This is a genomic window from Stenotrophomonas sp. SMYL8, from assembly GCF_036320065.1.
Lineage (GTDB): Bacteria > Pseudomonadota > Gammaproteobacteria > Xanthomonadales > Xanthomonadaceae > Stenotrophomonas > Stenotrophomonas maltophilia_A.
On sequence record NZ_JAWIRR010000006.1, the window covers coordinates 130,375 to 156,541 of the forward strand.

The following is a 26,167-nucleotide window of genomic DNA, read 5'->3' on the forward strand; positions in this document are numbered from 1 at the left end:
CCCCCCCCCCCCCCCCCCCCCCCGGCCAAGCACGGCTTTTGATTTGAGCGACCCGCCACGAGGGGCTCAGCCGTTCGCCGCCAACTCCGCATCCAGCGCGCGCAGGCGATCCACCGTCCCGACGTCGGTCCAGCGCCCACGGTGATGCTGTCCGGTCATCAACCCCTGCGCCATGAAGTGCTTCTGCAGCGGGACCACCGAGAACTTCGGCGGCAGCCGCTCGCTGCCCGGTGCATCACCGATCACCGTGCGCCAGTCGGCCACGATGGAAGGGCGATACACGCCGATACCGGCATAGGTCAGGCACGGGCCTTCGCGGTCGTGATGCAACACGCCCTGCGCGTCTAGCCGGTAGTCACCGTGCGGGTGCTGCGCCGGATTGTCGACCAGAACCAGATGCGCCTGGCCCTGCGGCTCGCGCGGCAGCGTGGCGAAATCGAAATCGGTCCAGATGTCGCCGTTCACCACCAGGAACGGGGCGTCGCCCAGCACCGGCAGTGCATTGAGGATGCCGCCGCCGGTTTCCAGCGGGGTCTGCCCTTCGTACATGAAATGCAGGCGCAGGCCCCATTGGCTGCCATCGCCCAGCGTCGCTGGAAACTGTTCGGCCAGCCATGCGGTGTTGACCACCACCTCGCGCACGCCGAGTGCGGCCAGGCGTTCCAGGTGCCAGACGATCAGCGGTTTGCCGGCCACTTCCAGCAGCGGCTTGGGCGTGTGCAGGGTCAGCGGGCGCATGCGCTCGCCGAGGCCGGCAGCAAAGACCAGCGCCTTCATCGGGCCACGCGCATCGGTGCGGCCAGGTCGGCCAGCGCCGGCTTGATGCGGTGTTCCAGCAGCTGCTGCAGCGGTGCCAGCTCGCGGTAGCGCGGCAGCACTTCATCCAGATAGGTGATGAAGCGCGGCGCGTCGTCGAGGTAATGGCCCTTGTTGTCGCGATAGCGCAGGCGGCAGAACAGGCCGAGGATCTTCACGTGGCGCTGGATGCCCATCCAGTCGGCATCGCGCAGGAAGGTGGCGCGGTCGGGCACCGGCAGGCCGGCGTTGCGGGCGCGCTCGTGATACTGCGCCAGCCACTCGTCCACACGCTGCAGCGGCCAGCTCAGGAACGCGTCCTTGAACAAGCTCATCGCATCGTAGGCGATCGGGCCGCGCACCAGGTCCTGGAAATCCAGCACTGCCGGACCATTCTCGACCGGCATCAGATTGCGCGGCATGTAGTCGCGATGGGTCATCAGCTGGGCCTGGCCCAGCGCGTTGTCCATCAAGCGGCGGTGCACCAGCTGCAGCCCTTCAATCTCGCCGCAGTCCAGTTCCAGGTTCAGGTGGCGCTGCAGGAACCATTCGTCGAACAGGCCGGCATCGCGCTGCAGCAGTGCTTCGCCGAACTGGCCGAAGTCGGCCGGCACCGGGATCGCCTGCAGGCGCAGCAGCTGTTCGATCGAACTGCCGAACCATTCATCGGCGTTGCGCTCGTCGAGGATCTTCGCCAGGGTCGGGCCGCCGAGATCTTCCAGCAGCAGGAAGCCGGCATCCAGATCCTGTGCCAGCAGCGCGGGCACACGCAGGCCGTTGTCATCCAGCAGGCCGCGCATGCGCAGCCACGGGCGCGGATCTTCCAGCCCCGGCGGGGCATCCATCACGATGTGGCTGCCGCGCGTGCCGGTGGTGCGCCAGTAGCTGCGCATGCCGGCATCGACCGAGGCGCGTTCGACTACCGCACTGGAATCATCGAGCTGGGTACGGGCCCACTGCAGGCGCTGCGCGCTGCGCTGGGGATCGGAGGCGGGTTCGGTCATGCAGGCATATCCGGGCGCGCCGGGCGCGCCTACGTCGGGAACAGGAAGGGAAGAGGGTGCGGGATCAGCGGCGACCGCTGAACAGACGCAGGACGGCAAGCACGGCCACCGCGCCCAGCACAGCACCGAGGAAGCCGGCCGGCTCACCGGGGGCGTACCAGCCCATGTACTGGCCGAACCACCCGGCCAGCAGCGCGCCGATGATGCCCAGCACGATGGTCAGCAGGCAGCCCATGCGGTTGTTGCCGGGCATGAAGAATCGCCCGAGCAGGCCGACGAAGAAGCCGACCAGGATGATGTAGAGCCAGCTGCTGCTGCCGAACAGACCATTCATGCGCGCGATTTCCACCAAGGGTGGACGCAGCCTAGCAAGGCCAGGCTGCGTCCGTCACGGTGTGCCGGATTCAGCAGCAGCCGTGGTCGCCGTGGCGGGTGCCACTGTCGGCAGCCACCGGCGAACCGCTGGTCTCGCCGCGCAGGCTGGCGGCGTAGTGCTCGCTGATCACCTTGGACACGCAGGCGGTGACCTTCTTGCCCATCGGAATGTGCAGGAACTCGTTCGGGCCGTGTGCATTGGAGTGCGGACCGAGCACGCCGGTGATCATGAACTGGGCGCCCGGGAACTTCTCACCCAGCATGCCCATGAACGGGATCGAGCCGCCTTCACCCATGTACATGGCCGGCTTGCCGAAGAAGGCCTGGCTGGCGTCGTCGATGGCCTGGGTCAGCCACGGCGCCATGGCCGGGGCGTTCCAGCCAGTGGAGGCCTTTTCCAGGTCCAGGGTGACGTGGGCGCCGTTCGGCGGATCGCGCAGCAGCGCTTCCTTCAGCAGTTCGCCGCAGGTCTTGCCGTCGGCGGTCGGCGGCAGGCGCAGCGACAGCTTCACCGAGGTCTGCGGGCGCAGCACGTTGCCCGCCGATTCCAGCGCCGGCATGCCACCCACGCCGGTGACCGACAGCGCCGGGCGCCAGGTGCGGTTGAGCACCAGTTCGGTCAGGTCCTCGTTCATCGGGCGCAGGCCGTCGACCATCGGGAACTTCTCGAAGATCTCGGTATCGACCACTTCGGCGGCACGCTTGGCCTGTTCCTGGCGCTCGGCCGGGATCTCAACGTTCATGCCGTCGATCAGGATGCGACCGGTGTCCTGGTCCTCGATGCGCGACAGCAGTTGGCGCAGCAGGCGGAAGCTGGACGGCACCACGCCGGACGCATCACCGGAGTGCACGCCTTCGTTGAGCACCTTCACGGTGAAGTTGCCGCCGGTCAGGCCGCGCAGCGAGGTGGTGCACCACAGCTGGTCGTAGTTGGCGCAGCCCGAATCCAGGCAGACCACCAGCGACGGCTTGCCGATGCGGTCGGCCAGGTGGTCGACGTAGGCCGGCAGGTCATAGCTACCCGACTCTTCACAGGCTTCGATCAGCACCACGCAGCGGGCGTGCGGCAGGCCCTGGGCCTGCAGCGCCAGTACTGCGGCCAGCGAGCCGAAGATGGCGTAGCCGTCGTCCGCACCGCCGCGGCCGTACAGCTTGTCGCCGCGCAGGACCGGGGTCCACGGGCCGAGGTCGTCATCCCAGCCGGTCATTTCCGGCTGCTTGTCGAGGTGGCCGTAGAGCAGGATGGTGTCGTCGCCGGTCTCGGCGCCGGTGGCGGGAATTTCCAGGAAGATCAGCGGGGTACGGCCTTCCAGGCGCACCACTTCAACCTTCAGGCCGGGCAGTTCCTGGGCCTTGGCCCAGTTCTCCATCAGGGTGACCGCCTGTTCCATGTAGCCGTTCTGCACCCAATTGGCGTCGAACATCGGCGACTTGTTGGGAATGCGGATGTAGTCGACCAACTGCGGGACGATTTCGCTGTCCCACTTGTCATTGACGAATTGGCCGAGCTTGGCGCTGTCCATCTGAAACTCCGGTTGCATGGGCTGATCCGCGCATTCTACGCCTGTGCCGAGGGTAGGGTTTTTCCTACATCACGTCGGGTATTTGGCTGGCTTACGGAAATCCGGGAAACCGATAGGCTGTGCACATGTGGTGACGGACACTGTTCCTGCCGACGGGATCGCCGGTCGGGGCGGCCAGAATCACAGGGAGATACACGTCGTGCCTTGGTTTGTCGTGTTGAGGGCACTGGTGCTGGTAGTGGGGATCGCTGGGGCGCATGCCGCCGAACCGATCGACATCAACCGCGCCGATGCCCAGGCGCTGCAGCAGGGATTGACGATGGTCGGAGCCACCAAGGCCGAGGCGATCGTCGAGCACCGGCGCAGACACGGCCCGTTTCATCGCGTCGAGGACCTGACGCAGGTGAAGGGGATAGGGAAAGCGATCGTCGAACGGAATCGACAGCGGATCACCGTAGGCAACAGGTTGTTGCCGGCGGATCCGGTACCCGGATCGGTACCGGTGCGAACCGTACCCAGGCGCTGACAGCAGGAATCGTCGGAACCGGCAGGAGGCTGGTTCACCGGACACGGACAGGAAGGCCGTGACCACCGACCGCCGCAGGACGCGGCACCAATCACCAGGATGGTGGCATCACAGACCTGTGGAAGGGGCTGAGATACAAACAGGACAGACGCGGCCGCGTGCAGGATGCAACGCTACCCCCACAGCGCAGGATGCGAGGGGGCGGCAGCAGGCCGACAAGGACGTAACGATTGCCCGGTACGACACATGGCTGTGTCGCCGGGCAGTTTCATTTCCGGCGCCTGGTTTTGCCGCGGCCACCACGGGTCGATGGTGTACGGTGGCCGCACCGCATGGAAAGGACCCCCGCTGGATGCTTCTGCACCGCCCCACTACCCTGATGCTCGCCCTTGCACTGGCCCTGCCGCTGCTGGCCCATGCCGCTGCGCCGACGCCGGCCGCCAAGCCTGCCGCTGCCGCAGCCAGCACCGCCGAAGTGCGCGGACCGACCGACCTCAAGCCGGGCGAATACCTGTGGCATCCGGAAATTTCACCGACCGGCCCGATCGTGCTGGTGGTCAGCCTCGATGAGCAGCGCGCGTACGTGTACCGCAACGGCATTGCCATCGGCCTGACCACGATCAGCTCGGGCAAGGCCGGGCATGAGACGCCGACCGGCGTGTTCACCATCCTGCAGAAGGACAAGGACCACAAGTCCAACCTCTACAACAGCGCGCCGATGCCCTACATGCAGCGGCTGACCTGGGACGGCATCGCCCTGCATGGCGGCAGCCTGCCCGGTCATCCGGCCTCGCATGGCTGCGTGCGCCTGCCGCAGGCCTTCGCGCAGAAGCTGTTCAGTGAAACCCAGCGTGGCGACACCGTGGTCGTGGCCGATGCCAAGAGCTCGCCGATGACCCTGGCCTATCCGTCGGTGCTGGCACCGGTCAACGCGCGCGGCCAGGCCCTTCCGGAAACCGAGGGTGGGGCCCCGGCGCAGGCCTGGTGGGATGACGCCGCGGCGCCGGCCGGGCAGGTCGGCATCCTGGTCAGTCTGCACGACCAGCGCCTGTACGTGCTGCGCGATGGCGTGATGATCGGCGAGTCGCCGCTGAAGGCCGACGCCCTGCCGGCGTTCCAGGGCACCACCCTGTTCGTGATGGGGCAGGGCTACAGCGATACGCCCAGCCCGCTGGACGCGAACCAGCGCCTGCACCAGTGGACGGCCTATCCGCTGCTGGGCCAGGACCGTGCCCAGGCCACCCCGGACCTGCTGGCCACGCCCTCGCTGCCGATGGCGTTGCCTCCCGATTTCGCCCGTCAGCTGTACCAGGTGCTGGTACCGGGCACGACCCTGCTGGTGACCTCGCTGCCGGCGGTCCGCCCAAGCCCGGCTGAATCCGGAATGCAGCCGGTCTTGGAATCCGAGCCGCCAGGGTCCACCCTCAAGGGCAACTGAGTCCCCTCGTTGTGCCCATGACTGCATCCCGCCTGTGCCGGCTGGCCGCGTTCGGCCTGCTGGCGACCTCGGCCAGCGCTCCGGCGCTGGCACAGACGCCCGCCCTTGCCACCAGCGCCGATGATCTGGCTGCCTTGCTGTCGCGTAGTGCGCCCAAGGCCGACCGCCACGTATTGCAGCTGGCGGCGCACGCCATGCGCTGCGCGCTGCAGCGGCCGGAGCTGGGCATCAATGGTGATCGCCTCAGCGTGATCGATTATTCGCGGCCGTCCACCGAGCCGCGCCTGTGGGTGTTCGACCTGGCCCACCAGCGCCTGCTGTTCGAGGAATGGGTGGCGCATGGCCGCAACAGCGGTGAGAACCGCACCGAACACTTCTCCAACCGCGATGGCAGCTTCATGTCCAGTCTTGGCGCGTTCACCGCGCAGGAGACCTACATGGGCGGCAATGGGTACTCGCTGCGCCTGGCCGGGCTGGAACCGGGCTTCAACGACCGCGCGCGCGAACGCGCCATCGTCATCCACGGCGCGCCCTATGTGAATCCGGCAACTGCGCAGCTGCAGGGGCGGCTCGGTCGCAGCCTGGGCTGCCCTGCGGTGCGCCTGTCGGTGGCCAAGCCGCTGATCGACGCATTGCGTGGCGGCACGATGGTGTTCGCCTACTACCCCGACCAGGACTGGCTGAAGCACTCGCAGCTGCTGGGCGGTGAGTGTGGTGGCCAGGGCACGCTCGCCACGCGGTGATGCATGACGGCGCGCGGCATGATGCAATGCGCCGATGAACATCGACTCCCTGTTGCACACTCCGAGCCAGGTGATCTCCCGCCTGGACTATCGCCGCGAACGCTGGCGCAACGGCCTGGGCTGGACCCGCGAGATCCTGCGACTGCCGGCGCAGGGTGATGACTGGGCGCTACGCCTGTCGGTGGCCGAGATCGAGCAGGATGCCGCGTTCTCCGCCTTCCCCGGCGTGGAGCGCGAGCTGGTGCTGCTGCAGGGCAATGGCGTGCGCCTGCGTTTCGAGGATGGCCGTGTGGCCGAGGTCCTGCCGCCGCACGGACGCGTGCGTTTTGCCGGTGAGGAAGCGCTGCACGGCGAACTGGTCGATGGCACCACCCACGACTTCAACCTGATGTGGAAGCGCGAGCTGCTGCAGGCCGAACTGCTGCACCGGCCGCTGGTGGGCACGATGTTCTTCTTCTGCGAACCGGGCGTGGCCTGGGCGCTGTATCTGCTGGCCGGTCAGGCGGAGTTCGGTGCAGATAGCGGCCTGCCGGCGTTGCAGGCGGGAGACACTGCGTGGTTGGCGGCCGGTGAACGGCAGCGTCATGCGGTGCAGGGCGGTGGCGAATTGCTGGCGATACGGGTCAGTGCAGCGGCGGGATGATTCCTGGGCGCCGGTGGGCGCTATCCACGCATGGCGTGGATCTACTGCAAATGCGGTTGCCACCATGTCTGGACACACCGTTCAGTAGATCCACGCCATGCGTGGATGCGGCCGCCGATACCGCGTCATGGTGCGAACCAAGGTTCGCACCCACCAGGAATCGGTTCGCACCCACCAGAAGGCGATTCGCATCCGCCGAAGTGGAGCAGTACATCCACGCCATGCGTGGATGCGGCGGCCTCAATACACATCGCGCCGGTAACGACCGGCCAGCAACAGCGCTTCCTTGCCCGCGGTACCCAGCACCTGCTCGATCACTGCATCGACCGCCGGGGCCATGCCCTGCAGGCTGCCGCAGACCAGGATCGTGGCGCCTTCATCCACCCATTGGCGCAGCGTTGCCGCTTCGGCCAGCAGCCGGTCCTGCACATAGCGGTGCGCACCGCCATCGCGGCTGAACACTGCATCCAACCGCACCAGCGTGCCGTCGGCCAGCATCGCCTGCAGTTCTTCACCGAAGTGGAAGTCATGCGCGGCGGTGCGCTCACCGAACAGCAGCCAGGTGCGGCATGCGCCACTGCGTACGCGTTCGTGCAGATGCGCGCGCAGGCCGGCGATGCCGGTGCCGTTGCCGATCAGCAGCAGCGGCACGTCGGCGGCCAAGCCGTGGAAATTGTCGTTGCGGCGCAGACGCAGCTGTATCGGTTCGCCGATGGCAGCGTGGTCGCACAGCCAGCCGCTGCCGATGCCGGGTGTACCGTCAGCGCGCAGCTGGCGGCGCAGCAGCAGCTCAACCGCACCGTCGGCCATGACCGAGGCGATGGAATACTCGCGATGCGGCAGCGGTTGCAGGGTCGCCAGCAAGGCAGGCAGATCACCCGGGGGAACCAATGAGGGCAGGTGCGAGCGCGCGACACGGGCCAGCAACGTCTGCCCATCATCCAGCACGGTGTCCGCGTCGAAGCGTTGTGCATCCAGCCAGGCACGCACGGTGTGCGATGCGTGCTGCGGGCCGATCTCGGCGATGTCACCGGCCTGCCACTGCGCAACTGCATCGGCCGGGGGCTGCAGGCGCAACCAGTACACCGGACCACCGGGGCTGCCCGGGTTCAAATGCTCGCGTTGCAGCAGCGTCCACGGCTGGTACTCGGCCGGACTCCAGTCGGGCAGTTCGCTGGCGTTACCGCCGAGTTGTCCCAGCAACTGTTGCCAATGACGCAGTGCTGCCGGATCGGCGTTGTCGACCTCGATCGCATCGAACAGCGGATGCGCGCCGTGTTGGCGCAGCCAAGTGTCCAGCTGGTGGCCGAATCCGCAGAAGTGGCCATAGCTGCGGTCGCCCAGCGCGAGCACCCCGTAGTGCAGGTGCTGTAGCGGGGGCGGGGTGGCCATCACCCCGCGCAGGAACGGCAGGGCGTGGTCGGGTGGATCGCCTTCGCCGGTGGTGCTGGTAATGAACAGCGCGCGTTGGCTGGAAGCCAGCAGTGCTGCATCCACCTCATGCAGCCCGCGCACGCGCACTGGCACGCTGGCACCGCGCAGGGCCTCGGCGCTGCGTTCGGCCAGTTCGCGGGCGAAGCCGGTCTGGCTGGACCAGACCAGCAGGATGGGCGCGGTGTCTCCGGTTGCGGCGTCGTCGCGCGGGCGCCCACGCCACCACAGTGCCGCGCAGGCCAGCGCATACAGCACCGTGGCGAGCACCGCGATCTGCGACTGCCGCGCCGGTGGTGCGCCCCGCCACCACGCTTCGCCGAGATGCAGGCGAAGCAGTGCCCAGCCGATCGCTGCCAGCAGGAGCAGAACCAGTGCGTTGCCGAGCCAGGCGCGCGATGGATGTGCGCTCATGCGTCCTGCTCGTCGAGCAGGCGCTGGAAGGCGCTGCTGAGAAATTCCTGTGGGCCGTCTGCCGCACGCTGCAGGTAGCGCGCAGCCAGTCCTTCGCGCTCGGCCAGTGCCATGCCCTGTTCGCGACCGAGTACGGTCAGTGCGGTGGCCCAGGCATCGGCGTGCATGGCGTCGTCGGCCACCACGGTTACTGCCGCGGCAACCTGCCGCACCGGTCTGCCGGAGCGCGGGTCCAGGCTGTGACTGTAGGCCTCGCCATCGGCCTGATACTGGTGCCAGCGATCGCCGGAGGTGGCCACCGCCTTGCCGTCCAGCGCCAGTACCCGTGGCGGGGTATCGGTGTGCGCGTCTTCTTCCGGTGCGGATTCCACCAGTACGCGCCACGGCTGGCCGTCCGGTTTGCGGCCGTAGCCGGCCAGTTCGCCGCCGACTTCGATCAGCGCGGCAGTGATGCCTTGTCCACGCAACCAGGCGGCCACGTGATCGACGCCGAAGCCCTTGGCGATCGCAGAGAGATCCAGTTCCAATCCACCCGGTTGCAGCAGCGCATCGTCCTGCAACTGCAGGCGCTGCCAACCGCAGCGATCACGCGTGGCCTGCAGGGTAGCGTCGTCGGGCTGGCGGCGTTCACCGGCATGTGCCCCGAAGCCCCACAGTGCAACCAGCGGACCGATGGTGGGATCGAAGGCGCCGCCACTGGCGGAAGCGATGGCCTGTGCGCAGACCAGAACGTGACGGGTTTCGGCCGGCAGCACGCACCATTGGCCGGCGTCGGCGCGGTTGTAGCGGCTCAGATCCGAACCACGCTCCCAGGTGCTCATCTGCGCGACCACCTCGTCCAGCCGCGCCTGGATGCCAGCATGCAGCGGGTGCAGGTCGCGCTGGCGCGACGCGACCAGCGACACGCTCCAGGTGGTGCCCATGGTGGTGCCACCGAGGCGGGCGATGTCGAGCAGGGGATCGGTCATGGTGGTGTGCTGCAGGCGCGATGCCGGGGCGTGCCCGGCATCGCGGTCCACGTCATTACTGCGGCAGCACTTCCAGCGTGGCGACGTAGCTCAGGCGGCGCTTGGCGGCCTGCTTCACCGAGGTCTTGTTGTCTTCGGTGCCGGTCTCCAGCCAGTACATGCCGGCTTCCGGCCAGGTCACCTTGATCTCACCCTTGGCATCGCTGGTGACCTTCAGCTCGTCCTGCGCGTTGCGGTAGCGGGTGGCGCCACGCACGATCTCGAACTCCAGGCCGGCGGTCGGCTTGCCGTCGATCAGCACGCGGAAGGTGGCTTCCTCGCCGGCGAACAGATCGTTCGGGTGGCCGACGGCGACCAGCTCGATGCCACGGTTGGTCGGCTTCAGCGCGGTGTCGTTCGGGGCGCCGTTGGTGACGAAGGTCTCCACGCGGCCGACCGACTGGCTCACTTCCAGCTTCTTCGCATCCTTGGGCAGTTCGCCGAAGGTAGCCACGCTGCCGCGCCAGCGCTTGCGCTCGCCGTTCTGCTCGTAGGTGGCGAACAGGCCGTCATTGACCGACGCGATGCGGTAGGTGCCCGGCTGCTTCAGCTCGACATCGAACACGCTGCGGTACTTGCCGGTGGACGCGTTCTGCGGCTGCACGGTGCTGCCGTCCGGCGCGGTGATCACCAGCGACTCCAGGCGCAGCGGCACGTGGTTGAAATAGAACAGGTCGTTGGAGACCGCACCGTCGACGGTGATCCACGGCGCGTTGCCGGCGATCACGGTCTGCGAGGGCAGCAGCCAGGCCTTGTGGGCCAGGGCGGAGAAGGGAAGGGCAGCGGCCAGAGCGGCGGCGAGGACGAGCGTGCGCTTCATGCGGAAGACTCCAGGTGGATGCAGGGTGGTGCGGCGAGGGGAGGGGAATTACGACTTAATCCCCTCCGTCCCCTTTTCAGGGTTTGACGGCGAGGGTGACCTGGCCCAGTTCGGTGGCGCCCTGCGCCTTGCCGTTCTGTGCGGCGGTGGCCGGCCAGGTGAAGGGGATCTTCAGCAGCTCGCGGCCGCCGACTTCGCGCACCGCTTCCACCACCAGGGTGTAGTTGCCCGGGGCCAGCTGCTTCAGCGCCGGCTGCTTGTCGTTGAACGACAGCGCGTGCTTGCCGGCCGGGCGGGTCGGGCCGGTCACGCCGTCCACCGGCACCTGCAGGGTGCGGCCGCTCTTGCGCCACCACTGGCGCAGGTCCGGCAGCCACTTGGTGCCGTGGCCTTCGCTGTTGCTGGTCTGCTGGTACCAGACCGACAGGTTGGCCGCGACCTTCTGGTCGGCGCCTTCCAGCCACACCGCCACGTACGGGCGGTGGTACTCGGCCACGTTGAGCTTGGGCACTTCGACGTTGATGTCGAGGGTGGTGGCATAGGCCGGCGAGGTGGCCAGCAGGCCGCTGAGGGCGATGGTCAGGGTGACGCGCATGGGGCGGCTCCGGAAACGAAGGAAAGTCAGTGGATCAGCAGCAGGGCGATCAGCAGCGGGATCATCAGGCCGAGGCCGACCAGCGGCCAGGTCATGCGCCGCTGACGTGCATGCAGGTGAAGCAGGAACAGGCCGGTGATGCAGAACACCAGGCAGGCCACGGCGAACAGGTCCAGGAACCAGCCCCACGCTGGGCCCGCGTTGCGGCCCTTGTGCAGGTCGTTGAGGTAGGACACCGCGCCGCGCGAGGTTGATTCGTACTCCACCGCGCCGGTCGCGCGATCGATGCTCAGCCAGGCGTCGCCACCCGGGCGTGGCAGTGACAGGTAGATCTCTTCAGCCGACCACTCGGCCGGGCGCCCGCCGATGGCGATGCCCAGCTGCGTGTCCAGCCATTGCCGGGCCGGGCGCGGAATCGGCGCGTTGCCGTTCTCGCGCGTGCCCAGCTGGCCCAGCAGCGCGGCCGGCAGTTCCAGATGCTGGTTCTGCACCTCGGGCTTGGCCTCGATCTTCGCGGCATGGTTGAGGGTCAGGCCGGTCACCGCGAACAGCAGCATGCCGATCAGGCAGACCGCCGAGCTGATCCAGTGCCACTGGTGCAGCGTCCGCAGCCAGAAGCCACGGTTCTGTTGCTGCTGCACGGTGGAAGAGGCAGGACGGCTCACGGCACGGTTCGAGGCGGACGGGGACTGCCCATTACATCATTGATGAGAATAGCTCGCAATTGCGTGTCGTTCTGTATCCCTGGGGGGAATTGCCGGCCAGCGGCCGGCACTACCGACTGGCCGGCAATCCCGCGGATCAGTAGATCCACGCCATGCGTGGATGGAGCGGTGCCGACCAAGGTCGGCACCCGCCAGGGCAGGGCGCAGAGATCAGAACTTCGCGTTCAACGAAATCCAGTAGCTGCGGCGCTGGTCCTTGGTCGCGTAGTCGTCCACGCAGCTGAACTCGCTGGGATTGAGCAGCAGGCACGACTGCGAAACGAAGTCCTTGTCGAACAGGTTGTTGACCCGCGCGTTGACCGTCAGCCACGGCGTGGCCTTCCAGCTGCCACCGAGATGGAAGATCGTGTAGTCCTCGTAATAGCGCACGTGGCGGGCGCCGGCACTGTCGATGAGGGTGTCGCGATAGCGGTCGTAGCGGCCTTCGCCGATCAGCGACAGGCTGATCGCTTCGTTGATCTGCCAGTTGAGGCTGGCGTTGGCCATGTGCTTTGCCGGCGTGGTGCCAGAGATCGGGCGCCCCTTGTCGGGGCCGCTGGTCTGTTCGCTCTTGGTCCAGGTGTAGTTGCCGCGCAGCTGCAGGGTGTCGAGCAGGTCGACGTGGCCGGCCAGTTCCGCACCGCGGGTCTCGGCCTTGTCGATGTTCACGCTCTGGGTGAAGGTGCTGTAGCCCAGTGCTGCCCAGCCTGGGCCGATGTCCACGCAGTAACCGCTGCCGGCGCGGGCCACTTCGCAGTTCGGGAACGTGCCGCCGCTGGCGATCTTGTCTTCGAACTTGTTGAAGAAGCCGGTGACATTGAAGCCCCAGCGCTGGCCTTCGTAGTACGCGGCCAGCTCGTAGTTGGTGCTGGTTTCAGGCTTCAGGTTCGGCGAACCCACCAGCGGCAGCACGCCCTGGCCACCGAAGCCGGTGATGCCCGGGAACAGCTGATCCGGTCGCGGGGTCTTGTAGCCGGTGCTGACGCCACCCTTGAAGGTCCAGGCGTCAGTTGCGTTCCACACCAGGTAGCCGCGCGGGCTGACATGGCTGCCGAACACGTTGTGATCGTCGTAGCGCAGCCCGAAGGTGGCGGTGAGGGTGTCGGTCAGCGACCAGTTGTCCTCGGCGAACAGCGCCCACATGCGGTGCTTCTGCTTGGTGTTGCTGCGGTAGCCGGCGCCATCCATGCCGAACACGCCGTCGATCATGTCGGTGTCGTTGTACTGGCCGCCGACGGTCAGCTTGTGCGCGCCGAAGTCGAGGTCGAGCATGGTGTCGAGCACGTAGCCTTCCAGCTCCATGGTGCGCAGCGGACGCGGCAGGAATGCCTGCAGGCGTGCCATTTCACTTGGGTTGAGGGCGGCCAGTGCATTGCCGCGGCCGGCCGCGCAGTTGTTGGCGCCGCCGGTGCGGCGGCAGACGTCGTTCCACAGTGTCTGCAGGTTGGCGCGTTCGTCCAGGGTCAGCGGCAGCGAGCGGCCCAGGTTGCTGCTCTTGCTGTGGGTCAGCGAGGTCTGCCAGGTACCGAAGCTGTAACGTCCCTGGTGGGTCAGCGACAACTGGTCGCGCTCGTAGCGCTGGTAGGCGGTGTAGCCCACGCGCGGCTGCACCACGCGGCGGGTGACGGTGCCGCTGCCGTTCGGGTTGGGGATGACCGCGTTACCGACGCGCCACAGGCTGGCCAGGCTGTCGAGGGTGCCGGTCTGGCCCTCGCTGTTGTCGTACTTCTGTCGCGACACGTCGTAGTCCAGCCACAGTTCGTGGTCATCGTTGACGTGGAAGTTCAGCCGCACACCGGTGTTCCAGTTGGTGTTGGCCACCGACTTGCCGCCGCCACCGAAGCCGATGCTGCGCTCCCACAGGCTGCCGTCCGGCAGGGTCAGTGCATCCCACTCCGGATTGGAGGCCTTGGCGTCGTAGTAGCTGCCGCGTACTGCCAGGCCGAGACGGTCCTTGACCAGCGGGCCGCTGAGGTAGACGTCGGTGGTGCGTGCATCGCCGAACTGATCGTCCTGCTGCACGGTGAAGCCCTGGGTGAGCGCGCCGTGCCAGCTGTCCTGGTTGCGACGGGTGATGATGTTGATCACGCCGCCCATTGCATCCGAGCCGTACAACGTGGACATCGGGCCGCGCACCACTTCAATGCGCTCGATGGCATCCAGCGGCGGCAGGTAGGCGAACTGGCCACCGCCGAAGTTGTTCGGATACAGCTGGCCGACATTGCTCTGGCGGCGGCCGTCGATCAGCACCAGGGTGTACTCGGAGGGCAGGCCGCGCATCGAGATGGTGGCACGGCCGTTCTTGTCGCTGGCTTCCAGACCGACGTCGATGCCTTCAACGTCGCGCAGCGCGTCGACCAGATTGGTGTACGGGCGCTTGCTGAGTTCTTCGCGGCTGACCACGCTGATGCTGGCGGGTGCATCGACCACCTTCTGCTCAAAGCCGGAGGCGGTGACCACCACCTTGTCCAGCGTCTGTGGCGCGCCGGAAGCGTCACCGTGGGCGAAGGCAGGGGCGGTCATGGCTGCCAGCACGGCGCTGGTCAGCAGGGTACGGGACAGGGACGAACGGACACGATGGCGCTGGGCCATGGCAGTAACCTCGAAGGATGCAGGGTGGTGCAATGCCAGGCGCGAACGGCGCGGCATGCACGGGGAGGCCCGGTCAGGGGCGGCAGGGATGAAGCAGGCAGCGGCGTGCGGGCACGACCGCGCAGGCGGTCACGCGGGGCCGTGAATCAGGCGAGCGGCGGCGCCTGGCCGCGTTGCTGGCGGCGCCCGGGCGCGTCGGCCCAGGGCGTGTCCGGAGCGGCCAGCGGCCAGTCCGGGCGCACGCCGGGCATGGCCGGCGTGGCGGGTACGAGTTCAAGCTCGGTGCGCAGCCATTGGCTGGCCAGCAGCAGCGGCGGGCGCGCCTTCTCGGCCGATTTCACCGGGGCGGCAGCACAGCGGCGCAGTTTGGCCGGTGCTTCTTCCTGCGGGGACGCTTCGCCACCGCGCTCTTCCAGCGGCATCTGCACGGCCATTCCGGCCTGGCCGTGTGGCAGCAGCGGCAGGGTGCCCAGCAGCAAAGCCAGCATCGCCACCCACGCCAGCAGACTGGCCAGCGCAGGACGCTGGCCGCGCATGGCGGTGCCCATCTTGCGATGGATGAGTGGGCGAGGGCGAAGCGGGCGCAGCAAGCAGGGGTCCCCAGGGGTCTGCCGGCAGCGGCCGGCATCAACGGGGCGTGATTGTAATGAGAGCTGTTAGCTGTTGCAAATGAGAATGATTGCCAAATTGTCGAGGGTCGGCCGGATGGGGCTCAGACTTCGCTCCAGCGTCGCAGCAGGTTGTGGTACACGCCGGTCAGCTGCAGCACCGCCTCGGCGTCACCGCCGGTCTGCCGCAGTCGCTCGATCGAGCCATCCATTTCCCACAGCAGGCGGCGCTGCACATCGTCGCGGATCATGCTCTGTACCCAGAAGAACGAGGCCACGCGCGCACCGCGGGTGACCGGGTTGACCTTGTGCAGGCTGCTGGACGGATACACGATCAGGTCGCCCGCCGGCAGCTTTACCTCGTGCTCTCCGTAGGTGTCGCTGATGATCAGCTCGCCGCCCTCGTACTCCTCGGGCGCGGACAGGAACAGGGTGCAGGAAATGTCCGAACGCAGCTGTTCGCCGTTGGCCAGGTTCATCACTGCGCCATCGACATGGAAGCCATAGGTGCCGCCGCCGCTGTAGCGGTTGAAGCGCGGCGGCAGGTATTTCAGTGGCAGCGCGGCGCTGAAGAACAGCGGGTGCCGGGCCAGCGCGACGAGGATGATCTCGCCCAGTTCGCGGCGCAGCGACGAGGCCTCGGGCAGCTGCTGGTTGTGCTTGGCCTGCGCGCCCAGATGGCCGACCGTCTCGCGGCCATCGGTCCAGTCGGCGGCATCCAGTCGGCGGCGAAATTCGGCCACCTGGTCGGCGCTGAGAATGTCGGGGATGTGCAGCAGCATGCGGGGCTCCTCAGAGGGACGGCGGTGCGACCAGGGCGCGCACCTGCGGATGCGGCGACGCGGCCAGTTCCGGCACGATGTGCGCCATGAACGCCGGGCTGCCGTGTGCCAGAGCGAGCCGCAGCCAATGCACGGCCTGCTCGACCTGGCCAGCCTGCAGCAGGACGGAGGCGTAGTTGGCCTGGCCGCGGAAATCACCGGCTTCAGCCGCGCGCCGGTACCAGGCGAGCGCCGCCTGCGGATCGGGCGCGGTGTCCAGCCCGTCTTCGAGGTGGCGGGCCAGCAGGTTCATCGATTTGGCGTGGCCCTGGTGCGCGGCGCGGGTGTACAGGGCCAGTGCCTGCGTGCGGTCCTGGGTCACGCCGCGGCCGGTGGCCAGCAGGTTGGCCAGGTTGTACAGGCCCCAGTCCAGGCCGGTGTCGGCTGCGCGCCGGTACCACACCGCGGCGAGTGTCGGGTCGGGGGCGGTGCCCTGGCCCAGTTCATGGCAGCGGCCAAGCATGTTCATCGCCATCGGCGCGCCGTTGTTGGCGGCGGTTTCATACCAGAGCAGTGCCGCCGAGGCGTCCTGTGCGGTGCCTTTGCCTTCCATGTGCATCTGCGCGAGCAGCAGTTGTGCCTCGACCTGTCCGGCCTGCGCAGCGTCGCGCACGCGTGCGAACGCGGCCTGCGGATCGTGCTGCAGCAGCTCGGCCAGGGCGTCGCTGTCGATGGGAGTGCGGGTAACCATGGGGTGAGTATCGCCGGAAACAAAAACGGCGGCAGGAGACCCTGCCGCCGTGGTGGAGCGAAGTTACATCAGAACTTCACGTTCAGTGCCAGGGTGGCCGAGCGACCTGGCGCGATGCTCGCGTAGTGCGAGGCATAGGCCTTGGTGAAGTAGGTCTTGTCGGTCAGGTTCTGCACGTTGAGCTGCAGGCTGATGTTGTCCTGGATCGCGTAGCTGGCCATCGCGTCGAAGCGGGTGTAGCTGGCAATCCACTTGGTGTTGGCGACGTCACCGTACTGTTTGTCCGAGTAGAACGCACCGGCGCCGATGGTCAGGCCGATCGGGAAGCGGTAGGTGGTCCACAGGTTGGCGCTGTGCTTGGCGGTGTTCGGGAACACGTTGCCGTTGTTCGGCGACGGCACGTAGACGTTGGACGGGCAGGTGCGGCCGGACACGGCGCAGACGAAGCCGTTGTCCTTCAGTTCCGAATCCAGGTAGGTGTAGCCGCCGTACAGGCTCCAGGCATCGGTCAACTGGCCATTGAAGCCCAGCTCGAAGCCATTGATCTCCTTCTTGCCGGCGTTCTGGCTGGTGCCGTTGTCGATGGTCACACGCGCGTTGTTCATCACGGTGTGGAAGATCGCGGCGGTCAGGTTCAGGCGCTTGTCGAACAGGTCCCACTTGGTGCCCAGTTCGAGGTTCTTGGTGTCCTGCGGCTTGAGGTCGGCCACGGCAGCACTCAGGCCGTCCGAACCGTCACCGCCGTCCATGCCCGGCGGGGTCGAGGAGGTGCCCCACGACAGGTAGATGCTGCCGTTCTCCAGCGGCTTGAAGACGACACCAGCCTGGTAGTTCAGGAAGTCATTGTCATTGCGCACGCGGGTCGGTGCCTTGCCAGCCACCGGGGTGGTCAGAGTGGTGCTGTAGTCGTCGTAGCGCAGGCCGACATTGAAGCTCCACTGTGCGTTGAGCTCGATGGTATCGAACAGGTAGGCCGACTTGGTCTTGGTGCGCTGCTCGACGTCCAGCGCCTTGTCGCTGCGGTACACCGAGTGGGTAGCCGCCCACGGATCGTTCGGGTTCGGGTTGGCGAAGCTGGTGCAGTTGTAGCCGGTGGCCGCGCCGGTGGTCGGGCACTTGCTGTTGCCGGTCAGCGGGTTGCTGGTGCCCGGGGTCATCAGATAGCTGCCACGGGTCATCTTCTCGTCGCTGTACTCGACGCCGGCGCTGTAGCTGTGCTTGAGCGCACCGGTCTGGAAGGCGCCGGTCAGGCCCAGCTGGTCGGCGAAGCTCTTGACGTCGACGGCGCGGCTGTTGGTACGGCGCCACAAGGTGCCGTAGTTGTTCGGGTTGCCCTGGCTGTCGTCCGGTTGGGTCCACAGGTAGTCGTTGCTGGTGTTGCCCAGGCGCGCAATGTTGCGCAGTTTGTGGCCGCCGAAATCGTAGCTGGCGTCCAGGGTGCTGATGTCGGCGCGGGTGCGCTGGAAATCACGATCGACCAGACCGTAGTAGTTGTTGCGATCCGGTACCATCGGGCGGCCGTCGACCCACTTCGAGGCCGGCGCACCGTTCGGGTTGCCGTACGGGAAACCACCCGCATCCGGCAGGTCATCGCTCTGCATGTGGTAGTGGCTGGCGATCAGCTGCGCCGGGCCGTTCAGGCCGAACGCGATCGACGGTGCGATGCCCCAGCGGCTGACATTGGCAGCGTCACGGCCGGCGATGTCCGACTCGTGCTTCATCAGGTTCAGGCGGGCGGCGGTACCATCGCCCAGCACGTAGTTGGCGTCCACGGTGCCGCGCGCGTAGCTGTCGGTACCGATGCCCATGCTGGCGCTGGTCTCGTTCTTCAGCTTCGGCGTCTTGCTCACCAGGTTCAGGCTGCCACCACCGGAATCACGGCCACCGTAGGCCGAACTCGGGCCCTTGACCACTTCCACCTGCTCCAGGTCGAAGATTTCGCGGGTCTGCGAGCCGACGTCGCGCAGGCCATCGACGAAGATGTTGCTCTGCGAATCAAAGCCACGGATGAAGGGGCGGTCGCCGGTCGGATTGCCGCCTTCGCCGGCACCGAAGGTGATGCCCGGGACCATGCGCAGCGCATCCTGCAGGTTGGTTGCACCCGTTTCGGCGATCAGTTTCTCCGACACGATCGACACCGACTTCGGGGTGTCCAGCAGCTCGGCGGTGAACTTCGGCGAAGACGGATTGAACCAGCTGCCGCGCACCTGCACCTTGTCCAGGTCGGTGGCCTTGCGGGAGGCCGCGTCGGCACTGTCGGCGGCGTGTGCGGCCAGCGGTGCGAAGCCGGCGGCCAGGGTGGCGGTAGCGAGCAGGGAAACGCGCGGGGCGTGCTTGCGGGACGTGATGTGGGTCATGGTCTGGGTGGCGGTGGCTTGGATCAGGAAAGGGCGAGGGCCGAAGCGTAGACAGCGCGACGGCACGTAGAAAGCTGTTTCTGTAGCGCTGAGCCGATGGCCGGCTACGCGGTGAACGACCTCAGGCGCACGGCAACGGCCGCAGGGCGCCTCAGCTGGCGTGCGGTGCGGGCGGCGCGTGGCCGGGGTTCAACCGCAATGCGGGATCGTACAGCTGCCAGCGCAGGGCGTCGGAATGCCACAGCGGAACATGCGCGACCAGAGCGGCGCGCGGGGGAGCCAGTCCGGTACAGGGCGTGGTGCCCTCGTCATCCAGCGGCGGCTCCGGTGCTGGCGCCGCATGGTGCGGGCACTCGTCCGCCGGCGGGGCCGGCATCGGCATGACCTGCTGCAGATCTTCAGCGTGTGCCTGCCAGCCGTGGGCAGCAGGTCCGTTGCCGCGTCCTTCGTGCAGTGCCGACCAGCCCAGCAACAGCGCCAGCAGCGCGGCCACGAGCAGCGGCCACCCTTGACGGGCGAGCTGGCGCAGCGTGGCAGTAGGCGCGGGCGAAGCCATGGCGCGGAGGGCGATTCGTTACGAAGATGTTACGTAGAATAACATCAACGATAATGATTCGCATATGCGGGGCGTGGCCGGCCCTCGAGGCGGCCCGGAGACGCCCTGGGAAGGCTCTCATGGCCTTCCGGTAGATCCACCCCATGGGTGGATGCTCTCGCGGGGGCGCCCCTTGGGAGATCTCTCCGGGCCGCGCACCGCCTCAATCCCGGTCGTCGCGGGTCCACACGGCGTCGTGCTCGCGCTTTACCGGGAACTTGGGCACCGGGCTGTAGGCCGGTGCGCACAGGGCACGGCCATCGCGCACATCGAAGCGCGCCCCGTGCAGCACGCACTCCACGCTGCCTTCGCTGGTGTTGAACTCACCCGAGGACAGCTCGAACTCTTCATGCGTGCACTGGTCTTCCAGCGCGTACAGCTCACCGTCGAGGTTGAACACCACGATCGGCGTACCGGTCACTTCGTCGAACACGCTCTTCATTTCACCCGGCAGCAGCTCGGTGCCGGCACAGACAAAGGTCCAGGTATCGCTCACGCGGCGGCTCCGGCCAGCGGCTTTTCCAGGATCTCGAAGCGCAGGTCGTCGCGCTTGGGGATGCCGAAGCGTTCGTCGCCGTACGGAAACGGCTTCTTGATGCCGGTGCGCTGGTAGCCGCGGCGCTCGTAGAAGGCGATCAGCTCGTCGCGCACGTCGATCACCGTCATCTGCATCACCGGCACCTTCCATTCGCGTGCGGCGTGCGCTTCGGCGGCGTCCATCAGCTGCTTGCCGACACCGCCACCCTGCTGCGCCGGGTCGACCGAGAACATGCCGAAGTAGCCCTTGCCATCGACATCGGCGACGTGGGCGCAGGCCACCAGCCGGCCCTCGCGCTCGGCCAGCAGGATGGTGGAGCGCGGGCGGTCGAGGTCGGCCTGGATGCCTTCGGCATCGATGCGGGCGCCGTCCAGCAGGTCGGCTTCGGTGGTCCAGCCAACGCGGCTGGCGTCACCACGGTACGCCGAGGTGACCAGGGCGATCAGGGCGGGGATGTCGGCCGGCGTGGCGGCCCGGTAGGTCAGGGTGCTCATGGACACATTCTAGGTGGGGTGGGGGCGGGCGCAAATGGGGCGCCCTGGCAGTTCCGGCAACGGTATGCTCGCGCTTCATCAATTGTCATACGGGGCCGTCGCGTGGACGTGTCGAGGGGAATCGCGCTGGCGTTGACCGCGGGGATGATGATGGCCCTCGTACGTCTGCCGGCGCATGTGGACGGCGGCGGCATTGCGCCCAACGGCCTGGGGTGCCCGGGTTTCAGTCCGTCCCGTGCGTTGCCGGTCACGTTGGAGGCGCTGCGGGCTGATCCCATGCGCTATCACGGGAGATTGGTACGCGTGCGGGGTGCCTACGTGGATGGTTTTGAAATGTCTGCGCTGCATCCCGGGCCGCCGGTACAGGACCCATGGGCGGCTGAGGGCGTGTGGGTGAATAGCATTTCCATTCTGGTGCTGCCGCCGGAGCAGGCGGTTGAACTCACCGGAATCGTAGCGGCGGGCCGGCCCGATTTCCCTTTCGGCAAGGGGCATTGGGCAATGGCCTGCGGAGCTCTGTGTGTCTTCGATCCTGCCATTCGCGCCGCCATGAAAAACGCCGCAGTTTCCTGCGGCGTTCTTGTACTTTCCTGGTTCTGGCGAATCCTCAGCCCAGCAGCTTCCGTACCTTGGTCAGCGCGGTCATGAACCGTTCGATCTCAGCGTGCGTGTTGTAGAACGCCAGCGACGCACGGCAGGTAGCCGCGACGCCGAAGTACTGCAGCAGCGGGTGTGCGCAGTGCTGGCCCGAGCGCACGGCCACGCCTTCCAGGTCGAGCAGTGTCGCCAGGTCATGGGCATGCGCGCCATCGATCAGGAACGAGACCACGGCGGCCTTCTCCGGCGCTTCGCCGATGATGCGCAGGCCGTCGACGCGGCGCAGCTCTTCGGTGAAGTGCGCCAGCAGTTCGGCTTCGCGCGCTTCTACGTTCTCCTGGCCGAGCTGCTGCAGGTAGTCGGCAGCCACGCCCAGGCCGATGAAACCGGCGATGTTCGGGGTGCCGGCTTCGAACTTGTGCGGGGCATCGTTGAACACGGTGCCGTCGAAGCTGACTTCCTTGATCATTTCGCCGCCACCGAGGAACGGTGGCATCGCGTCCAGGTGCTCGCGGCGCGCCCACAGCGCACCGGTGCCGGTCGGGCCGCACATCTTGTGGCCGGTGATGGCGTAGAAGTCGCAGCCGATCGCGGCCACGTCGACCTTGCGATGCGGCACCGCCTGCGAGCCATCGACCACGGTGATGATGCCGCGCTTGCGCGCTTCACGGCAGATCTCGCGCACCGGGTTGACCGTGCCCAGCACGTTCGAGACATGAGTGACCGCCAGCAGCTTGACCTCCGGGGTCATCGCCGCGCGCAGCGCATCCAGGTCCAGCGCGCCATCGGGGGTGATCTCGGCCACGCGGATGGTGGCGCCGGTACGCTGAGCGACCAGCTGCCACGGCACGATGTTGGCGTGGTGCTCCATGCGCGACACCAGGATCACGTCGCCGGCCTTCAACCGCGGCAGCGCCCACGAGTACGCCACCAGGTTGATGGCGAAGGTGGTGCCACTGCACAGCACCAGGTCGCTGGCGCGCACGTTGAGGAAGCGCGCCAGCGTGTTGCGCGCGCCTTCGTAGGCATCGGTGGCTTCGCTGCCCAGTGCATGCACCGCGCGGCTGACGTTGGCGTTGTAGCGGCGGTAGAACTCGTCCACCGCGCCGATCACCTGCACCGGCTTCTGGCCGGTGTTGGCATTGTCGAAATAGACCAGCGGCTTGCCGTGCACTTCGCGCATCAGCAGCGGGAAGTCGAGGCGGACGCGGTCCCAGTCGGGGGCGCCGGTGCGTTCTTCGATCGGGCGCGGCGTGGACAGGTTCATGCTACACCCGCCTCGGCCAGGGCTTTGTCCAGGCGACGTGCCAGCTGCGCACGCAGCGCATCGGGCAGGATCTTCAGCGGTTCATGGCAGAACGCGGCGCTCAGCAGTGCCTGCGCTTGGGCCTGCGGCAGGCCGCGCGAGCGCAGGTAGAACAGCGCGTTGGCATCGAGCTGGCCGACGGTCGCGCCGTGCGCGGCCTTCACTTCATCGGCGTCGATCACCAGCGTCGGCTGGGTGTCGATCTCGGCATCGGCCGACAGCAGCAGGTTCTTGTTGGACAGGTTCGCGTCGGTGCCATCGGCGCCTTCGCGGATCTGGATGCCACCATGGAACACCACGCGGCTGCGGTTGGCGGCGACGCCGCGCCACAGCAGTTCGCAGCTGGTATCGCGTGCGATGTGGTCGATGCCCAGGCGGGTTTCGACGTGGCGACGGCCATTGCCGAGCAGCACGCCGTTGGCGGTCAGCTGGGCGTTGTCGCCTTCCAGGCGCACGTTCAGTTCATGGCGGCTGAGCGCGGCGCCCAGTTCCAGGTCCACGCGGTGGTACTGCGCGTCGCGGGCCAGCACTGCGTCGGTGCGCAGGAAGCTGGTCTGGCGCGCGCTGCCGGCCTGCACGCGCGCGTGCTTGAGCACCGCATCGCGGGCCACATGGGCATGCAGCACCGTGTTGTCCAGGTGGGCGGAATCGCCGACGCTGAAGCGGTGCTCGACCACGCCGAGGCTGGCGCCGGCACGCAGTTCGATCAGGTGCCGGTGATGCCAGGCCAGATCGGTGTCGCCAGCGACGCTGGCGAACACCAGCTGCAGCGGCACGTCGACCTGTACGCCTTCATCCACGCGCAGCACTACGCCTTCATCGGCCAGCGCGGCATTGAGGCGAGCGAAGATCTCCTCGCTGCGCTCGTAGCGGCGGCCAAGGAAACGCACGGCGTCTTCGCCGGAGGCCAGTGCGGCCGACAGCGGCTGCAGCTGCACGCCGGCCGGCAGGGCCTGCACGTCGCTCAGCGCGGCGTCCAGACGGCCGTTGACGAACACCAGGCGCGGCGCCGGGATGTCCTCCAGCAGTGCCGCATCCAGGGCCGGCGGGGGCAGTGGTGCTGCCGCAAACGCACGGCGTTCCAGCTGGCGCAGCGAGGTGTACTTCCAGGCTTCGTTGCGGGCGGCCGGCAGGCCGTCGCGCAGGGCTGCATCCAGCACTTCGCGGCGCGCATCGCTGCCGCAGAAGGCCTGGGCCATCGAATCAAGCAGGGCGCTCATCAGACCGCCGCCTCGGGCACGACCCGGTCCTTCAGGAAATCATAGCCGTGTGCTTCCAGTTCCAGTGCCAGCTCCGGGCCGCCACTCTTGACGATGCGGCCATCGGCCAGCACGTGCACCACGTCCGGCTTGATGTAGTCCAGCAGGCGCTGGTAGTGGGTGATGACCAGGAACGAACGGTCGGCGGCGCGCAGTGCGTTGACACCATCGGCCACGCTCTTCAGCGCATCGATGTCCAGGCCCGAGTCGGTCTCGTCCAGGATCGCCAGCTTCGGTTCCAGCACGGCCAGCTGGAAGATCTCGTTGCGCTTCTTTTCGCCACCGGAGAAGCCTTCATTGACGCCACGGTGCAGCAGTTCGTCCTTCAGGTGCAGCACGGCCAGCTTCTGGCGCACCAGCTTGAGGAACTGCATGGAATCGAGTTCATCCTCACCGCGCGCCTTGCGCTGGGCGTTCAGTGCCGCGCGCAGGAAGTAGGTGTTGTTCACGCCCGGGATCTCCACCGGGTACTGGAACGCCAGGAACAGGCCGGCGGCGGCACGCGCTTCCGGGTCCTGCTCCAGCAGGTCGACGCCGTCGAACTGCACGCTGCCTTCGGTCACTTCGTAGCCGTCGCGGCCGGCCAGGACATTGCCCAGGGTGGACTTGCCGGCGCCGTTCGGGCCCATGATGGCGTGCACCTGGCCGGGCTGGACGTCCAGCGACAGGCCCTTGAGGATTTCCTTGTCGCCGATGCGGGCGTGGAGGTTTTCGATCTTCAGCATGGTGGGGGTTTCCGTGGGGCGGGCCGCGGCCCGCCGGTAAAGAGAATGCGTTTGCGAGGGGCAGGGGCGGGCGGTCAGCCCACCGAACCTTCCAGCGAGACTTCCAGCAGCTTCTTGGCTTCCACCGCGAACTCCATCGGCAGTTCGCGGAACACCTGCTTGCAGAAGCCGTCGACGATCATCGACACCGCGTCTTCCTGGCTGATGCCACGGGCGCGGCAGTAGAACAGCTGGTCGTCGGAAATCTTGGAGGTGGTGGCCTCGTGCTCGACGGTGGCGCCCGGGTTCTTCACCTCGATGTAGGGGAAGGTGTGCGCGCCGCACTGCTTGCCGATCAGCAGGGAATCACACTGGGTGTAGTTGCGCGCGCCATCGGCATTGCGGTCCACACGCACCAGGCCGCGGTAGGTGTTCTGGCCGCGGCCGGCGCTGATGCCCTTGCTGACGATCTTGCTCTTGGTGCGCTTGCCGACGTGGATCATCTTGGTGCCGGTGTCGGCCTGCTGGCGGTGATGGGTCAGCGCCACGGAGTGGAACTCACCGACCGAGTCGTCGCCCAGCAGCACGCAGGACGGGTATTTCCAGGTGATCGCCGAGCCGGTCTCGACCTGGGTCCAGGTGACCTTGCTGCGCGCACCACGGCATTCGGCACGCTTGGTGACGAAGTTGTAGATGCCGCCGACGCCGTTCTCGTCGCCCGGGTACCAGTTCTGCACGGTGGAGTACTTGATCTCCGCGTCTTCCAGCGCGACCAGCTCGACCACCGCAGCGTGCAGCTGGTTCTCGTCGCGCATCGGCGCGGTGCAGCCTTCCAGGTAGGACACGTAGGCCTTGTCCTCGCACACGATCAGGGTGCGCTCGAACTGGCCGGTGTGGCCGGCATTGATGCGGAAGTAGGTGCTCAGTTCCATCGGGCAGCGAACGCCTTTGGGAATGAACACGAAGCTGCCATCGGAGAACACCGCCGAGTTGAGCGCGGCGAAGTAGTTGTCGCCCACCGGCACCACGGTGCCCAGGTACTGGCGGACCAGTTCCGGGTGTTCCTTGATGGCCTCGGACATCGAGCAGAAGATGATGCCCTTCTCGGCCAGTTCCTTGCGGAACGTGGTGCCGACGGACACCGAGTCGAACACCGCGTCCACCGCCACGCCGGCCAGCTTGGCACGCTCGTGCAGCGGCACGCCCAGCTTGTCGTAGGTGTCCAGCAGCTCCTTGGGCACGTCATCCAGCGAGGCGTACTTCGGGCCCTTCGGCGCAGAGTAGTAGCTGAGCGCCTGCAGATCGATCGGCGCGATCTCCAGCTTGGCCCAGTCCGGCATCGGCATGGTCAGGAAGTGACGGTAGGCGTCCAGGCGCCACTGCGTCATCCACTCCGGCTCTTCCTTCTTGGCCGACAGGGCACGGATGGTGTCCTCGTCCAGGCCCGGCGGCAGGGAGTCCGATTCGATCTCGGTGATGAAGCCGGCCGAATACTTGCGGCCGAGCTGCTCGTGGATCTCGCGGTTGGGGGTGTCGTCGTGGGCGACGTTTTCGATGGTTTCGGTGGCCATGGGGGGCTGCCTACGG

At 67.2% G+C, this 26,167-nt stretch carries 26 protein-coding genes; 5 read left to right on the plus strand and 21 right to left on the minus strand.

What is annotated here, in order from left to right; all coding sequences use genetic code 11:
* Positions 1-66: 66 nt before the first annotated feature.
* The 4 genes from murU to V3B25_RS07780 all read right to left on the minus strand — a co-directional run bounded on the left by murU (position 67) and on the right by V3B25_RS07780 (position 3,697).
* Complete coding sequence (gene murU / locus V3B25_RS07765) at positions 67-777, minus strand: N-acetylmuramate alpha-1-phosphate uridylyltransferase MurU (RefSeq protein ID WP_049422698.1); 711 nt, start codon at positions 775-777, stop codon at positions 67-69.
* On the minus strand, positions 774-1,799 hold the full coding sequence (locus V3B25_RS07770; protein ID WP_049422699.1) for a phosphotransferase: 1,026 nt from the start codon (positions 1,797-1,799) through the stop codon (positions 774-776). Before V3B25_RS07770 ends, murU begins: the two co-directional genes overlap by 4 nt.
* Before the next feature lie 64 nt (positions 1,800-1,863).
* Positions 1,864-2,133, minus strand: coding sequence for a GlsB/YeaQ/YmgE family stress response membrane protein (locus V3B25_RS07775; protein WP_049398791.1), 270 nt, complete (start codon positions 2,131-2,133; stop codon positions 1,864-1,866).
* A gap of 70 nt (positions 2,134-2,203) precedes the next feature.
* Complete coding sequence (locus V3B25_RS07780; RefSeq protein ID WP_049422700.1) at positions 2,204-3,697, minus strand: M20 family metallopeptidase; 1,494 nt, start codon at positions 3,695-3,697, stop codon at positions 2,204-2,206.
* 199 nt (positions 3,698-3,896) lie between these two features.
* On the opposite strand from V3B25_RS07780, the gene V3B25_RS07785 reads away from it, so the two are divergent.
* From V3B25_RS07785 to V3B25_RS07800, 4 genes are all read left to right on the plus strand, one after another.
* Positions 3,897-4,223, plus strand: coding sequence for a helix-hairpin-helix domain-containing protein (locus V3B25_RS07785; protein ID WP_049422785.1), 327 nt, complete (start codon positions 3,897-3,899; stop codon positions 4,221-4,223).
* Positions 4,224-4,575: 352 nt separating this feature from the next.
* Entirely contained in the window at positions 4,576-5,661 is a 1,086-nt protein-coding gene (locus tag V3B25_RS07790; RefSeq protein WP_049422701.1) for a L,D-transpeptidase, read from the plus strand.
* Between the two features lie 17 nt (positions 5,662-5,678).
* Entirely contained in the window at positions 5,679-6,404 is a 726-nt protein-coding gene (locus V3B25_RS07795; protein WP_004147404.1) for a murein L,D-transpeptidase catalytic domain family protein, read from the plus strand.
* A 34-nt stretch (positions 6,405-6,438) separates the two neighbouring features.
* Entirely contained in the window at positions 6,439-7,047 is a 609-nt protein-coding gene (locus V3B25_RS07800) for a HutD family protein (RefSeq protein WP_329810416.1), read from the plus strand.
* Positions 7,048-7,287: 240 nt separating this feature from the next.
* Here the strand turns inward: V3B25_RS07800 and V3B25_RS07805 are convergent, their stop codons facing one another.
* From V3B25_RS07805 to V3B25_RS07865, 13 genes are all read right to left on the minus strand, one after another.
* Positions 7,288-8,892, minus strand: a complete 1,605-nt coding sequence (locus V3B25_RS07805; RefSeq protein WP_329810417.1) for a sulfite reductase subunit alpha — start codon at positions 8,890-8,892, stop codon at positions 7,288-7,290.
* A complete protein-coding gene (locus V3B25_RS07810; RefSeq protein WP_049422786.1) occupies positions 8,889-9,860 on the minus strand; it encodes an FAD:protein FMN transferase in 972 nt (323 codons plus the stop codon). The genes V3B25_RS07805 and V3B25_RS07810 overlap by 4 nt, the downstream gene beginning before the upstream one ends.
* 55 nt (positions 9,861-9,915) lie before the next feature.
* Positions 9,916-10,719: a DUF4198 domain-containing protein gene (locus V3B25_RS07815; protein ID WP_049422705.1), complete on the minus strand. Its 804-nt coding sequence runs from the start codon at positions 10,717-10,719 to the stop codon at positions 9,916-9,918.
* 76 nt (positions 10,720-10,795) lie between these two features.
* Positions 10,796-11,314 carry a DUF2271 domain-containing protein gene (locus V3B25_RS07820; protein WP_004147429.1) on the minus strand — a complete coding sequence of 173 codons (519 nt, stop codon included), beginning with the start codon at positions 11,312-11,314 and terminating at the stop codon, positions 10,796-10,798.
* Positions 11,315-11,340: 26 nt separating this feature from the next.
* Entirely contained in the window at positions 11,341-11,979 is a 639-nt protein-coding gene (locus V3B25_RS07825) for a PepSY-associated TM helix domain-containing protein (protein ID WP_049422706.1), read from the minus strand.
* Between the two features lie 210 nt (positions 11,980-12,189).
* Positions 12,190-14,610, minus strand: coding sequence for a TonB-dependent receptor (locus tag V3B25_RS07830; RefSeq protein WP_329810418.1), 2,421 nt, complete (start codon positions 14,608-14,610; stop codon positions 12,190-12,192).
* A gap of 146 nt (positions 14,611-14,756) precedes the next feature.
* Positions 14,757-15,158 carry a hypothetical protein gene (locus tag V3B25_RS07835; protein WP_049463139.1) on the minus strand — a complete coding sequence of 134 codons (402 nt, stop codon included), beginning with the start codon at positions 15,156-15,158 and terminating at the stop codon, positions 14,757-14,759.
* A 164-nt stretch (positions 15,159-15,322) separates the two neighbouring features.
* Positions 15,323-16,000, minus strand: coding sequence for a Fe2+-dependent dioxygenase (locus V3B25_RS07840; RefSeq protein ID WP_049422709.1), 678 nt, complete (start codon positions 15,998-16,000; stop codon positions 15,323-15,325).
* Between the two features lie 10 nt (positions 16,001-16,010).
* Positions 16,011-16,730, minus strand: a complete 720-nt coding sequence (locus V3B25_RS07845; RefSeq protein ID WP_049422710.1) for a tetratricopeptide repeat protein — start codon at positions 16,728-16,730, stop codon at positions 16,011-16,013.
* 68 nt (positions 16,731-16,798) lie between these two features.
* Positions 16,799-19,087, minus strand: a complete 2,289-nt coding sequence (locus V3B25_RS07850) for a TonB-dependent siderophore receptor (protein WP_049422711.1) — start codon at positions 19,085-19,087, stop codon at positions 16,799-16,801.
* 151 nt (positions 19,088-19,238) lie between these two features.
* Positions 19,239-19,643, minus strand: a complete 405-nt coding sequence (locus V3B25_RS07855) for a hypothetical protein (protein ID WP_049422712.1) — start codon at positions 19,641-19,643, stop codon at positions 19,239-19,241.
* Between the two features lie 202 nt (positions 19,644-19,845).
* On the minus strand, positions 19,846-20,178 hold the full coding sequence (locus V3B25_RS07860) for a non-heme iron oxygenase ferredoxin subunit (RefSeq protein ID WP_049422713.1): 333 nt from the start codon (positions 20,176-20,178) through the stop codon (positions 19,846-19,848).
* Complete coding sequence (locus V3B25_RS07865) at positions 20,175-20,714, minus strand: GNAT family N-acetyltransferase (RefSeq protein WP_049422714.1); 540 nt, start codon at positions 20,712-20,714, stop codon at positions 20,175-20,177. The genes V3B25_RS07860 and V3B25_RS07865 overlap by 4 nt, the downstream gene beginning before the upstream one ends.
* 144 nt (positions 20,715-20,858) lie before the next feature.
* On the opposite strand from V3B25_RS07865, the gene V3B25_RS07870 reads away from it, so the two are divergent.
* Positions 20,859-21,362: a hypothetical protein gene (locus tag V3B25_RS07870; protein WP_329810419.1), complete on the plus strand. Its 504-nt coding sequence runs from the start codon at positions 20,859-20,861 to the stop codon at positions 21,360-21,362.
* On the opposite strand, the gene V3B25_RS07875 is transcribed toward V3B25_RS07870, so the two are convergent.
* From V3B25_RS07875 to sufB, 4 genes are all read right to left on the minus strand, one after another.
* A complete protein-coding gene (locus V3B25_RS07875; RefSeq protein ID WP_049422715.1) occupies positions 21,322-22,578 on the minus strand; it encodes a cysteine desulfurase in 1,257 nt (418 codons plus the stop codon). The two genes, V3B25_RS07870 and V3B25_RS07875, sit on opposite strands and share 41 nt — an antisense overlap.
* Positions 22,575-23,837 (minus strand): Fe-S cluster assembly protein SufD, encoded by a 1,263-nt coding sequence (gene sufD, locus V3B25_RS07880; protein WP_049422716.1) that lies wholly within the window; start codon positions 23,835-23,837, stop codon positions 22,575-22,577. Before sufD ends, V3B25_RS07875 begins: the two co-directional genes overlap by 4 nt.
* Positions 23,837-24,601: a Fe-S cluster assembly ATPase SufC gene (gene sufC, locus V3B25_RS07885; RefSeq protein ID WP_049422717.1), complete on the minus strand. Its 765-nt coding sequence runs from the start codon at positions 24,599-24,601 to the stop codon at positions 23,837-23,839. Before sufC ends, sufD begins: the two co-directional genes overlap by 1 nt.
* 74 nt (positions 24,602-24,675) lie before the next feature.
* Positions 24,676-26,151, minus strand: coding sequence for a Fe-S cluster assembly protein SufB (gene sufB, locus V3B25_RS07890; RefSeq protein WP_043396952.1), 1,476 nt, complete (start codon positions 26,149-26,151; stop codon positions 24,676-24,678).
* Positions 26,152-26,167: the final 16 nt, after the last annotated feature.